The organism is Bacillus sp. JFL15 (genome assembly GCF_001184225.1).
Lineage (GTDB): Bacteria > Bacillota > Bacilli > Bacillales > Bacillaceae > Bacillus > Bacillus siamensis.
Map to the genome: position 1 here is coordinate 3,809,181 of NZ_KQ236689.1, position 15,074 is coordinate 3,824,254.

Consider the following 15,074-nt stretch of genomic DNA (forward strand, 5'->3'; position numbering starts at 1 on the left):
AACGTCACGTTGTCACCTGCCAAAACGAGTCTGCAGGTGCAGTGCTTGTCTCTGCTTTTTTCTCATATCTCTTTAAAAGATCCGCAATGTCCGTTTTTTCATTACTTGTTTTTTCCGCTTCATTTTCCGTGCTGTTCCAGCCGCCCAAAAACGGGTAGTGTTTTTTTCTGAATTCCGGCGGCTGGGGCGCCCGGTGATGTTCCCGCTGCCTTTCACCTCTGTATTCTTCAACGAGGATATGAGCATTTGTCCCGCCGTCAGGAAATGAACTCTGAGCTGCGACGCGGGGTTTCTTCTCTGAATGCCAATCAACGGGTTCACGATTAAAATGAATACGTGACGCTTCAAAGTCATAATGTTCAAATGGCTCACGCGCTGATAAGAAAGGCGGAATCCGCTTATGATAGACGCTCAGCACACATCGGATGAAGCCCGCAAGTCCTGAAGACAGAAGCAAATGCCCTACATTCGGTTTCACCGATCCGATCCGGCAGGGCAGAAGCGTTTTCCGGTTCAGCTGATAGACATCTGAGAGCGCCTTGATTTCCACCGAATCAACGATTGGGGAACCGCCTCCATTCACTTCTATATATCCAATATCTTCGGGCGACTTTTCCGCCATATTAAGCGCAGTTTGAATGACGTCTCTCTGCGCCCTTATATTCGGTGAACCGGGACCGAGCGTCCGGCCGTCATTGTTTACCGAGACGGCTTTTATGACGCCGTAAATACGGTCTCCATCCCGCACCGCATCGCTCAATCGCTTGATAAAAACCGCCCCCGCTCCTTCTCCGAGCACTTCTCCCGCTGATTCACGGTCGAATATATGAAACACGCCGTTCTCATTTAAAATATGGCGCGCTCCGAATAACCGGTGCGCGGACGGAGATAAGAGCAGACTCACCGAACCGACTAAAGCCGCGTCAATCCTTCCGGCCAAAAGGGCGTCTTTTGCAAAGGACAGCCCGATCAGCCCTGAGGAACATGCTGTATCCACGACAAGGCTCGGCCCTGTGACATTCAAAAATCGTGAAATGTTGGCCGCGAAATAGTTTTGCCCCGCCCCCAAAATCGGGTTAGGCGCCTGCAGGATATGCTCCATACCGGCTGAAGGCTGCGCCCTGCCGCCGATGTACACGCCGACTTTCCGGCCCGACAAATCCTTTTGGCCGTACCCGGCATCATAAACGGAATGAACTGCTTCTTCTAATATGATCCGCGCCTGCGGGTCCATAATTGCCGCGTCTTTTTCAGAGACGCCGAAAAAGCCCGCATCAAACATGTCGATATTATCAATCCACCCCGCATAATCCTTTGTATGTGCTGTTGCATGCCAGCGCGATGCGGGGACAGGCCGGATGGCGGTGTTCCCTTTCATCAGCAGCTCCCAAAAAGCATCCGTTCCGCCCGCCCCCGGAAAACGGCAGGACATGCCGACGACGGCAATATCGTCTTCGGTATCCGCTTTCGGCTTCATGGATGTTCTCTCTTCAGCGGCGGCGGTTACATCAGGCTGGACGTCCATGTCTTGAACGAAACCATTTTCTTTTGTCACAAAATCGGCTTTATGATGCACTGCGAAATAGTCAACCATTTCTGTAATCGTTTGATATTGAAGCATTAAGGACGGTGTTAGCTTTATGCTGATCCGTTTTTGCAATGATTGAACCAATTCCGCAAAGAGTATTGAGTCAATCCCGTATTCATCAAACGGCATATCATCTTTTATCTGCTCATCCGTCATTTTCAGTTCTTCGCTGAAAACGGTGCGCACCCATTGACGAATCGTATCCTTCACCTTTTGGTCACTGGAAATGCTTTTTTTCACGGAAGCTTCAGATTTCTTCACCTTCAAAAGATCACCAAAATCAGCCTCACTGTCTTCGGGAACACAAGGAATTCCGCAGCTTTGTCCGTTTAATATGATGTAATCTAAAAACTTCAGTCCGTCCTCGGCAGACAGCCTGGAAAGTCCTGATTTTTGATAAGCAGGTGTTTCCGGCAGGCCTTCAGCCATGCCGGTTTCTTTCCAGACGGGCCATTGAACGGCTTTAACAAACACGTTCCCTTTACCTGCTTGATGATTTGCAAAAGAGTCCATAAATGAATTAGCCATCGCGTAGTCACTTTGCCCCGCAGCAAGCGAAGGGATCTGACCCGAAACGGATGAGAACAAAATAAAAAACGACAGCGGCTCATTCTGAACGGCTTCATAGAGACCGCGAAGCCCTGTCACTTTCGGCGCGCAAACGCTTTCGATTTCCGTTTCGGTTTTGTTATAAAAAGCGGGGTGTTCTCCCATTGCACCCGCGCAATGAAAAACGCCGGTAATCGGCCCCATCGTGCCGCGGATGCTGTCTGTCATTTTCCGGAGGCCCTTTTGATCCGTAAGAGAAACGCTGTAATAACGGATCTCCGCGCCCCGCTCGGCTAACCTCTGCATCCGCTCTGCTTTTTCCGGGAGAGTGCCGTCCTTTTTCATGTCTGCCCACTTTGAGGAATCGGGAAACGGCTCCCGCCCCATGATGACCAGTTTCCTGCATCCGCGCGAAACGGCATGCTCCGCTGCAATTGCGCCGATCCCGCGCGATCCGCCCGTTATTAACAGCACATCATCAGACGAATAGGAAAGCTCAGGCGCAGCCGAAACATTCATACCCTGCTTCAGAAACGGCACATAACGGCGATTCAGCCTGTAGCAGCATTCACTGCCGCTTTTGGCCCGCCGCTGTAAAAATTCAGTCTCAATCTGTCTGCTTAATTCTTCTGTGTGCTCAATCGCACAATCGCTATCTATCGTAAACGAATGAATGTTGGTATACTCAGCGCCCAGCATCCGGTACAGCCCCGCCGTTTTCGCCCCTTGCATCAGAGGTTTACTTTCCTTGAAAGGCTGGAGGCGGTGTGTCACTTGGCTGAACACAGCGCCGCTATGACGGAATGATTCAAGAGCCTGCTGTAAAAAGGCAAGTTTTCCGTGTTCTATCTCTTCCTGCCGTTCATATTCCGCATCATATGCGGTTATGTCGATGACCCCGAGTATCTGTTTGTTTTTAAGAGACTCCCGCACTCTGCCGTAAAGGTTTCGCCCCGATGCGGCGGCGTAATAATTGGCGCCGTCTTTTGCCTGATGAATGAAGCAGATCGTTTCAATATGGCCGTTTCCTTTAAAAAGAGCATCGGCCAATCGCCTCGTCTTATCAGTTGCAAGTATCATTACTGTTCCTGATAATGCTTCAGATTCCGCCGGATCTTGCTGCTTCCATTCTTTTTGAAGAATGATCTTTTGGTTTTCCGCCGGTTCGTCTGTCTGTTTCCGGATATCCGCAGGCACAGGCACCCAATACCGCTCCTTCGCGAACGGATATACAGGAAGGCTGACCCGTTTCGGCTTCTCTCCTTCGTATAACAGGCTCCAGTCAACGGCGGCTCCTTTTGCCCACTCAGTGAGCAATCTGGAATATTGCTTGTTTTTCAAAAGCTCGGCCATTCCACTTGATGAAATATCGTCTTGAGCACGTCCGCGGAAACACCCTTCAATTTCTGTTTTCCGTTCAAGCACATCTTTCAGTTTCGCTTGCAGGCCGCAAACGGATGTAACGATAAATGCCAGCCGTTCAGGCATCGCTTCTCTGCCAGCTTGAAGCGTGTAGGCCAGGTCTTTAAGGTTGACTTCTTTTTCCCGTAAAAAGCGGTCATACCGTTTTACATATTCTAATAGGCGTTCTTCATTTTTTGCCGAAAGCAGAAACAGAACCGGCTCGTCTTCCCGTATACTCACCGATTTCTTTTCATCCTGCGGCGGCAGATATTCTTCTATGACAAAATGGGCATTGCTCCCGCTGGCGCCAAAAGAACTTAAACCCGCTCTTCTCGGCTGGTCAGGATGTAACGGCCGTTCCCATTCTACCAGCCGATCCGCCACATAAAACGGCGTGTCCGAAAATGGAATATGGGGATTCAGCGTGTCCGCGTGCAATGACGGAAAGATTTCTCCATGCTTCAGCTGCAAAAGCACCTTTGTTAATCCGGCGATTCCGGCGGCTCCTTCTAAATGGCCGATATTTGATTTGGCAGAGCCGATGGCGCAAAACCGCTTCTTGTTTGTCCATTTGCGGAATGCGCGGCTCAGCCCTTCAATTTCAATCGGATCACCCAGAGACGTGCCTGTTCCGTGGGCTTCAATATAGCTCAGTGTCTCCGGATCAACGCCGGCACTCTGAAAAGAATCTGTAATGACTTCCGCCTGTGATGCCGGATCAGGCACTGTCAAACCGGATGTTTTTCCGACATGGTTTAAAGCGGAGCCTTTTATGACGCCATATATCGGACAGCCCCTTCTTTCCGCTTCTTGAACGGTTGTCAGCAACACCGCGCCGACGCCTTCTCCCGGCACATAGCCGTCACCGCCGGCGGCGAAGCTTTTGCAGACGCCTTCTGAAGACAGAAATCCGGCATTCGCCAAAAACGCATATTTATGCGGATGTGTCACCGCATTAACACCGCCGGCAATGGCGAATTCGCACTCTCCCCTTTTAATGCTTTCACATGCCAAATGTATGGATGTGAGCGAAGAAGAGCACATCGTATCAACAGCCATTGACGGCCCTGTAAAGTTCAGGCAGTGAGACACGATATTCGGAACAGAGGCAGGCGTCACGCCCATAGAAAGCGGTGTGCCCCGCTGTGTGATTTCAGCGCCGAACAGCTCATAATGGCTCCAAAACACACCTGCGAATACCCCGACGCGTTTTCTCTTTTGTGAAGATGGCCCGCGCGCCGTTCTGTCCTGATAAAAACCGGCATCTTCACAAGCTTCCCAAGCCGTCTCTAAAAAAAGCCGCGCCTGCGGGTCCATCATTTCAGCCTGGCGCGGAGTCAGATTGAAAAACAGCGGATCAAAGCAGTCTATGCGATCTAAAAAGCCTCCGTAACGATAGAACTGATCTGCTTCATAGGAGAAAGGATAACCTTTCCACCTGTCTTTCGGCATTGTTGTGATGCAGTCTTTACCTGAGCGCAGATTTTGGTAAAATTCATCGATGCTTCCCGCCTGCGGGTATCTTCCTGCCAATCCGATTACCGCAATATCGTGCTCTTCTGTGTGTCTCTCTTGTTTTCGGCTCCTTCTCTTGACAGCTGCATGGGATAATGAAGAGCGGTTCTTGTCTGCCATCGGAACCAATCGGGCCATGCTTTCAGTTACAGCCGGCTCCTTCCCGTATAAAATAACGGATTGCAGCTTGCCGAGACGCAGCATATATTCAAGTGAAGCCATCCCTTCCCCGGCCGGAATCGGGCTGGTGCCAGTTGCATCATTCATGAGCTCTTTCATCAAGCTGTCAACCTGCATGCCGCCATCTTCCCAAAGCGGCCAGTTGATCGTCATAGAAGCCCCGGCCCGTTCGCCTTTTTCCGCTTTGCAGTCGCGATATTTCATATATTCATCCATAAAAGCGTTCGCTGCGGCATAATCTGTCTGGCCCGCATTTCCGGCCAACGCCGAGAATGAGGAAAATACGGCGAAAAATTCAAGCGGTTCATGCCGTGAAGCTTCGTCCGCATGAATCAGGCCGCTGATTTTCGGCAGAAACACCCGCTTCAAGTCAGAACTGTCTTTTTGGATGATAAATTGATCTTTTAAAACACCGGCGCAATGAAAAATGCCCGTCAGCCGGCCGAAAGTTTCTGTAATCTGAGCAAATGCCCGCGCTGTTTCGGCTTTGCTGCCGATGTCCGCTTGAACGTAAAGAACTTCTGCGCCCAATGCTTTCAGTCTGCTGATCTTCTCAGACTGTTCCGGCGAACGGCCGATGAGTGCGAGCTTCACCTTTTCTTTTTCTGCAAGGTGACGGGCAAGCAGAAATCCAAGACCGCCGAGGCCTCCTGTAATGACATATACGCCGTTTTGTTTCCAAGGAGACTGTGTCTGCCCGTCCGGTTTCTCAATACGTTCGAACAATCTGATCTGCCGCATATTGTCTTTATACCGAATGTCTGTGCAGCCCGCATAAGAGCAGTCTGCTTCTGTTCTAATGATTGCGGCCGTCTCACTCGGCAATCTCTCATTCTTGTTACAGAAGGTGATCACCTGAATGCGAAAAGCCGGATTTTCAAGATGTGCCGTTTTCAGCATAGCCCCGAGAGCGGAAGACAATGACGCTCCATTCTCAGCGGCACATACAAGCTGAATCAATGTATGTTCTTTCGGATGGTCTGTCAGTTCCCGTTTGAGCATACGAAATATGCGCTCGGCATCTGCTTCAAACTGCTCATCTGCAGCCTCATGCTCCTTTTTTAGTTCTATCACTTCCGCTTCCGGGCAATATGTGCCGAGTTCATCGGTGAGACGGGACCCTGCATCGGCAGCGATAATGAGATGACGGGTGTGTTTTTGCCCGTTCTGCACTGCCGTTTCCAGCGGCTGATCTTTCCAGGCGGGTTCAAAAAACAGAACCTCATCAGCAATGTCAGCGTCTGATGTATGCCGTTCTTCGGCCGAATCTTTCAGCACACAGCCCGCTTCATTGCTAAGGTAATCCGCAAGGCGGCGGACAGATGAATATTCAAAAAGCAGTGTCGGATAAAACTGCTGCTGAAAAGTCTGCTCTAATATCTTTACAAGCTTCAGCAAATGCGCCGAGTCAAGCCCCATATCATAAAAGCCTTTCCGCACATCAATATCCTGTGCCGGACGATTGATCAACCTGGCGATTTCCGACTTTATGTAAGTCACCATGTTTTGTTCCGGCGTTTGTTGTTCAGACACGTCTTCTGCGGCCACATGACTTTCGGGCTCGCCACGGCCGCTTCTGTTCTGCTGAGACAGCTTCTCTTTGTCTATCAGATGGGTAATCATATTCGCTTGTCTGACCCTTTTTACTGTCAGTTTCTCACATTCGGCCAATACGTTCCCTGCCCTGTCGTAAATCGTGAAGTCGGCCGAATAAAAATCAGGTTCGCTATCTGATGCGCCGCTTTCAGTGCGGCTGTTTTTCGCAGAATAAGTGTAAATCGTTTTCGGAAACGGCTGATATATGCAAAAACGATTGATCATAAAAGGAATATAAGGTGTGTCATTCTGCTTTTGGGCCGACAATGCAAAGGAAGAGCCGGCAAGGGTGGACGCATCTAAAAAAGCCGGATGCGCCTTAAATTTCTCCCGGAATCCTTCAGCCAAACCACTCAGACTAAGCTCCATTAATTCTTCTTTATCCTGAAGCTGATAAACGGCCCCTTCATTTTTCATAAACTCGCCATGCTCAATATGGCTTCTTCTTGCAATTCCGTAAATGTCATGCATGTCCCATTTTCGGCTTGCGTTTTTCATGAATGCTTCAATATTCAGCTCTTTTGCCCGGGGCGTGTCTTTTTGCAAATAAAGCTGACATTCCATATTCTCATCCCGTTTTCCGCCAAGCGGTGTGCCGTTTTTTGCTTTTTCGCTTGTGATCTCAACTTTCCAGCTGTCACGCGCCGGCGTAAAGGTGACATACAGGTGCTTATCAAACTCTTCAGATGTTACAACAGGCTGCTTAAAAATAATCTGTCTTAATTCTATAGGCCGTTCACCGAGATACCCGGCGGCGAGCCGATACAGCATATCTATTAAAGTCACGCCCGGGAGAACGCGGATTTGATGAACGCGATGATCCCGGACGATATAATTCGTATGGCTGATTTTCTGCAGGAACGTTTTGACTTGATCGGTAGCAACTGCCAAACTATCACACCTCGCTTATTTCAAACATTGCTTCTGTGCCCGCCTCATTTTCTTCCGCTTCAGGCAACTGTGCTTTTTCAGGCCAATACCGCTGTTTTCGGTATACTGTCTGGCCGCCTTTCGGTTCCATGGCCGCTTTTCGTTCTTTCGGAATTCCTTCGTTGCTGACAATAATATGAGCGTTATTCCCTCCCAAACCGAACGCGCTGACTCCGGCCCTGAGTATCTCTTTTTTTCCTTTCCACCGCTTCAGCTCAAGCACAGGATAAAGCGGCGAATCATTAAATTGAAAGCGGGGGTTCGGTTTATGACAATGCAAAGTCGGCGGCAGTTCTTCATTGGCAATCGCCAGCAAAACTTTGATGATTCCCGCCGCGCCCGCCGCACTCAGCAAGTGGCCGATATTGCTTTTGACGCTTCCTACACCGCAAAACTGTTTTTCATCGGAATAAGCAGACAAGACATTGGTTAATCCTTTTAATTCAATCGGGTCGCCGATCAACGTACCGGTTCCGTGCGTCTCTACGTATGTCATGGTGTCCGGATCGATTTCCGCCGATTGAACCGCCTGCTCAATCAAGTCCTGCTGCGCCCGGGGATTCGGCGTCGTCACCCCCATTGTGCTGCCGTCATTATTTATCGCAGAGCCGTCAATAACGCCGTATATTTTATCTTCGTCTTCTATCGCTTTTTCGAGCGGCTTCAGCATCAGCACGCCGCAGCCCTCTCCGATTCCTGTTCCGTCCGCATCGGCATCGAAAGATTTTGAACGGCCATTTGGCGATAAGATTCTCGCCGCGCTCATGGTGAGAAAAGGTTTTTCATCAAGCAAAATGTCAACCCCGCCCGCAAAGGCCGCCTCCGCTTCACCATTTTGAATAGCCTGAACGGCCAAATGAATTGCCGTAAGCGAACTGGAGCAGGCCGTATCTACGACCAGGTTGGGCCCTGTAAAGTTATAAATGTGCGCCATATGCGCGGTAATAAAATTTTGCCCCACGCCGATAATCGCGTCTTTTTGCAAATATTGAAATTTCTGATGAAACGCACCTGCCCTTGCACCGGCAAAAACGCCGATACGGCGGCCCCAGAGATCCTCTTTTTTATAACCGGCATCGGCCAAAGCTTCCGCGCTCACTTCGAGCCACTGCCTTTGCAGCGGGTCTATCATCGGTGCCAGCGTTTCTGAAATATTAAAATACCCCGGGTCAAATTGATCAATATCGTGAATAAAACCGCCCCATTTACTGATGCTTTTTCCTTCTTGATATTCACCCGGCTGATAGTGTTCCCCGGCATTCCATCTGTCCGACGGAACTTCAGTGACGGCATCCGTTCCGCTGCGGAGATTCTTCCAAAATTCTTTTATATCCCCCGCTTTCGGAAAATGACAGGCCATGCCGATGATCGCAACCTTTCCCCGTTTCCCGGGCTTATCTGCCGTTTTTTTGCTCCGTTTCGGCGTCTTCTGCAAAGGGAACTTCTCCGCGGGAACCGCTGCATCTGCCGAAAAAGCTTCCGGACAATGTGCGGCTAAATAATCCGCGAGCTGTTCTATAGTAGGGTGTTCCAGAAGGACAGTCGGATCAATTGACACGGACGGCAGTTTTTGATCAATCTTTGTCAGCACTTGCGCCAGAAAGATAGAATCCATTCCGTATTCCTGAAAAGGCACATCAATATCCATATGCGTTTCATCAATACTCAGCTCTTTTGTCAAAAGCGACTTCAGCCAAGATTGAATATCAATCCGGTTATGTTCCCGTTTTTTTGTTTCAGGAGGTTTGGAAGCTGTTCTCATTCCTTTATGGGCGGCTGGCTTGGCGTTTTCCAGCGCTTTGATGTCCCAATCATGTTTCACTTGTGCCGGCAGCACGACAGCTCCGGGTCTTTCTCTTAAAATGTAATCAAGCATCTTGAGACCTTCCGCGTCAGAGTGCCGCAGCAATCCCGTTTGCTGATACATCCCGCTTTTTGTATCCCTGCTCATGCCCGTCTCATCCCATGCCGGCCATTGTATGCTAATAATGCCGCTCTCATTGTTTTCTGCAAAATAGTCCATATAAGAATTTGCCATCGCATAATCGCTCTGACCCGCCGCAAGAATCGGGACGGCTGCCGAGACAGATGAAAACAAGACGAAAAATGCCGGCGCATCATCCTTTACACTCTCATACAGACCGTGGAGGCCGTCTGCTTTCGGGGCGAGCACCCGCGCGATACTGTCTTTGGATTTGCGGAGAAAAGCAGGATTTTCACGGTCCGCAATTCCCGCGCAATGCAGAATGCCTCCGATAGGTCCGAGCGTTGAGGTTACCTCTTTTATAAGCCGTCCGACGGCCTGCTTATCCGTCAGATCAACTGCTGAGACGCACACTTTTACGCCTTGTGATTCCAGCTGCCGGATAAGCTGTATTTTTTCCGAAACAACAGGGTCTGTTTGCTCAAGATCCCACTCGGTTTTCGGCGGCAGCTCCTTTCTGCCTGTCAGAAGCAGTTTCTTCACACCGTATGAGGAAACGAAATGCTTGGCGCATAAAGCGCCGAGTCCGCGCGTTCCTCCGGTTATCATCAGGACGGCGTCTTTTGGAAATACAGTCCGGTCTGTTTGCACGGCTTCTGGTTCAATCTGATCAGTCTGCCGAAGAACATAGCTGAAGCGCATGCCGTTCCTGTAGCAAACAGCAGACTCCGTTAAGTCTGATTCAATTTCTTTTTTAATAAAAGCGGCTGTCTGCTCCAGCGGCTCTTCAGGATCAATATCGGCGTGACAGGTGAGAATATGGCTGTATTCATGCCGCAGCATGCGATAAAGCCCCGCTTTTTCAATACCATGCATAGCGGCAGCCTTATTTTTGAAAGATTCAAGCCCTTTTGTAAGATAAAGCATTTTCATGTTTTCTTGTCCGCGGCCGTATTCAATCAGCTGCTGCAGCGATGCCGCCCAGCTGACGTCCTGCCGCTTTTGTCGGGAGCCGCAGCCGGTGAAGTCAATAAACCCGGAATAGATGGCCGCATTCGGATCCTGTAAGAAAGAGATGAGCTGATTTTCCTGCACAATGTCAGCATCATTCAGCTGTTTTTTCACCTCGGCGGCAAGGTCTTTTGTATCCTCGGAGACGATGAGCGCTAATTTGCTGAATGGCTCGGATGAAGACACTGCCTCGCAAGGCTCCCATGTTTTCTGCAATAATACTGTTTTTTGATTCGAAAGCGGCAGCCGCTCCTGTTTCGGCACCCAATAACGGTCTGCTCTGAACGGATAGGAGGGCAGGCTGATGCAGCGCGGCTTACTGTCCGTATACAGCTGCTCCCAATCCGTGTCAAATCCGTTTGCCCAGAGCCGCAGCACTTTCTTGTATTTCTTTTTCTCAATCCAGGCGCTGACGAGGTCAGCAGCGTCTTCATCGTCTGAGAACATGGAGATCGTGTTATTCTCGCGTTTTTTACGGCCGCTGATGATATCTTCGCTGTTTTTTCCCATCAGAAACGCGTTCAGTTTTTCAGTCAGTTCCTCTGCGGAGTCTGCAATGATTCCCAGCCTCGCTTCCATCGCGTCCCGTCCGGTCTGCAGTGTGTATGCGGCATCTGCAAGATCGATATGGCGGGATGATCCGTTTTTGATAAAATCGCGAAGGAGACGCGCTCTTTCTTTCAGCCGCTCTTCATTTTTAGCCGACAAAACAAAAAGAGATGACGCTTTCTCACGGGTTTCCGGCTGTTCCGTCTCACTTTTGCCCATGTATTCTTCAATAACGATATGCGCATTGACACCTCCGAAACCGAATGAGCTTACACCCGCCCGGCGGGGCAGGACCCGGCCGTTTTCATCACGCAGCGCTTCCCACTCCTTTGTTTCTGTCACAATGTAAAACGGGCTGTCCTTCAATTTGATATGGGGATTGATGTTCTCGCAATGCAGACTTTTAGCGAGCGTCCGATGTTTCAGCTGCATCAATACTTTGATAACGCCCGCAATGCCTGCTGCGAGCTCCAAATGTCCGATATTTGTCTTCACTGAGCCTATCCCGCAATACCCGTCCGGAGCCCCGTCTGTTTGGAAAGCTTTTTTCAATGCATTGATTTCAATCGGATCTCCGAGTGCCGTTCCGGTTCCGTGCGCTTCTATATAAGTGATCGTTGACGGGTGAATACCGGCTTTTTGATAAGCGCTTTTCAGCACATCCGTCTGAGCCTGCGGGTTCGGCGCGGTAAGTGACGCTGAGCGTCCGCCGTGATTTTCCGCTGTACCGCGGATGAGGCCGTAGATGTGATCCCTGTCATGCTCAGCCTCTGAAAGCTTTTTCAAGACAATCATGCCGGCACCCTCTCCTCTGACATAACCGTCAGCCTGATCAGAAAATGTTTTGCAGCGCCCGTCTTCACTGAGCATGCCTGCTTTTTGAAAACCGATATGCCCTTCAGGCGTGATGATCGTGTTGACGCCCCCTGCGACCGCCATATCACAATCTCCCGTTTCAATGGCTTTTACCGCGCGGTGAATGGCGACTAAAGAGCTTGAACAAGCGGTTTCTATCGGCTCGCTCGGCCCGTGAATATCAAGAAAATAACTCATCCGGTTCGGCCCGACGGACGGCACGATTCCGGTCATCGTATACCCCTCGACAGGAAGACCCGCCTTATTGATTAAGGTTTGATATCCGCTTCCCAATGTGCCGGTGAAAATGCCGGTTTTTGTTCCGGCAATCCGTTTTGCTGAGTACCCCGCGTCTTCAATGGCTTTCCACACATACATCATTAATAGACGCTGCTGAGGGTCCATCATTTCAGCTTCTTTCGGAGATATCCCGAAAAACAGCGGGTCAAACCCGGCGATTCCATCTATAAAACCGCCCCATTTAATTGACGTTTTATTTGCATCCGCTGCCGGATCGCCGTCATATTCACGCCAATCCCAGCGATCTCGGGGAATTTCTGTGATGCAATGCTCTCCTTTTGATAAACGTGTCCAGAATTCATCTATGTCTTTCGCTTGCGGAAAAATACCGCTGATTCCGATAATGGCTATCGGTTCGGCTTTTTCTTCTGATTTTCCTTTTACGGATACGGGCGTTTCCCGCTTGACATGAACGGCCGCCGGAGCTTCAGCTTTTCTTTTTCCGGCTTTTGGGGCGGTTTTTAAACTCTCCCTTTCTAAGCCGCTGAATGCTTCTTTCCATTCAGATATCAAATGGCCGCTCAGTTTGCGCAATGTCGGAAATTCAAAGAAGATAGTCGGGCTGAGCTCAAGCTGGTAAGACCGATTTAATAGATTTGTAAATTCAGTGAAGATGATCGAATCAAATCCGTATTCCGTCAGTTCGCTGTCAGCCTCAATATCTTTCATGCTTACCTTTAAAAGATCTGATACATGCCGCTTTAGTTTCTCTTGAACCCGATCTTTCAGATCTCTTGCATCTGTCTCTGCCGCAGCTTGTCCGGCGGCGCTTTGTTCTTCGCCCAGATCGAAAATATGGCTGCGAATCCGTTTTTCGTCGCCCTCCGCCACCATGACCTGATGTTCTCCGGAGGCAAAAGCGGCATAAAGCGCTTGGATGCCTGAAGCCGATCGCATGGCTTTCATTCCGGTCTGTTCATACATCAGCCGTTCGGTCTCTTTGTCCACGCGCATACCGCCTTCTTCCCAAAGCGGCCAGTTGACGGACAGAGTCTGCCCGCTCCGCTTGTTGTCCCGCACGAGACGGTTTCTGCGGGCTGCATAAACATCCATAAATGCGTTGGCTGCCGCATAACCGGCCTGTCCCGGATTTCCCATGCCTCCCGCCAAGGAAGAAAACAGAATGAAAAAGTCCAGCCGCACATCTTTCGCTGCTTCATCAAGATTGATAAGCCCTTTCACTTTCGGCGCCATGACGGTCTTCCGTTCATTTTCTGTCTGGTTCAGAATGTAGTTGTCAGCGATCACGCCGGCCGCGTGAATGATCCCGTCGAGTGTTCCGTGCTCCTCCTGTATGCCGCGGACGAGGGCGATGACCGCCGCCCTGTCTGTCACGTCAACCGGTTGATACAATACGCGGGCACCCGACGCTTCCAAGCGCCGTAAGCGGGCGGAGCGGTCTTCATCAAGCGCTTCCGTCCTTCCTGTTAATACGAGGACGGCGTTTTTGACGCGGGAGACTATTTCTTCAGCGAAAATCAGTCCGATGCCGCCCGCTCCCCCGGTGAGGAGGTAAACCCCTTCGTCTTTCCACGGAACGGCGCCGCTTTGAGAGGCCGGCAGATGACGCCAGTTTCTGACGAGACGTTTGCCGTCTTCATAACGGATTTCCGCTTGTTCAGGATGCGCCCGGTTTTCTTTCAGTTTGGCAAGAAGCGATGATGCTGGCTCGTCCGGATCGGCTTGGATGACTTGGCCGTACAGCTTCGGATGTTCAAGGTGAGCCGTTTTCAGGAAAGCGGCCAGCCCCGCCAATACATTGTCTTCCCCCCTGTCGGGGACAAGAAGCTGGATCAGCGTTTTTTTCTTCTGTTTTTCTTTGATAAGACGCGTGACGATCGCTGACAGCTCCGCCGCGCAGGCGTCATAACGGTCCTCAAGCGGACCTTCGCCGTCAGCCGCACATACGGCGCCCCTGATGTCTTCCGCATTCATTCCGCCATACAGCGTCACGTATCTGAAAGACTCTTCTTGTCCGCCTTCACCCGGCGGTGATTCCTGCCACTTTGGCTGAAGCAAGAGCGGTTTTTCCCCCGTTTCCTCTTCCAGAAAACGGGCGGTGAGTCCCGTCAATCGGACACATACCTCGCCGTTTTCATCACACAGCTCAATATGATAGGCGCCGTCCGCTGAGGAAAGCACCGCCCACATCATCTCACGACACGGAGAAAACACCTGCATATCCTGCAGGGCAAACGGCAGAAACGGCCGTCCGGACGCGGAACCGTCTGAGAGCACGAGACCGATAGAAGCCTGAAGGGCGGCGTCCAGCATGCTCGGATGCAGGATGAACGGCTCCTTTTCTTCACGGGCGGACGGCGGAAGAGTGAGCTTCGCGAGCACTTCTCCGCTCCCGGCATAGATGGCGTCAAGCGCCTGATGAGACGGTCCGTAGGTAATGCCGAGGCTGTCGAATGCTTCATAGCACTCAGCCTTTGACATGCGCCGGCCGCCGCAGCGCGCCTGAACCGCTTCCACATTGAGTACCGGAGCACGCTCCGTCTCTTCGAGCACGGCCTTTCCCTGGAAAAAGACAAGCGGCTCTTCCCCTTCGGCATACGCTTCAAAAACGATGTCTCCGTTTTCTTCCGGCTGAAGCTTTACATGAAGCGTCACTCCTTCAGAAAGCGCCGTCACCGGACGGAGCCAAACAATCTGTTTGAGCCGGACACC

2 protein-coding genes are annotated in these 15,074 nt (G+C 50.7%); both read right to left on the reverse strand.

Annotated features, from left to right (window positions below; translation table 11 throughout):
* Window positions 1-4: 4 nt before the first annotated feature.
* On the reverse strand, window positions 5-7,723 hold the full coding sequence (locus AD710_RS18665) for a type I polyketide synthase (RefSeq protein ID WP_049628739.1): 7,719 nt from the start codon (window positions 7,721-7,723) through the stop codon (window positions 5-7).
* Between the two features lie 4 nt (window positions 7,724-7,727).
* Window positions 7,728-15,074 (reverse strand): SDR family NAD(P)-dependent oxidoreductase (locus AD710_RS18670; protein WP_049628740.1); only part of this gene is annotated, 7,347 nt, incomplete at its 5' end.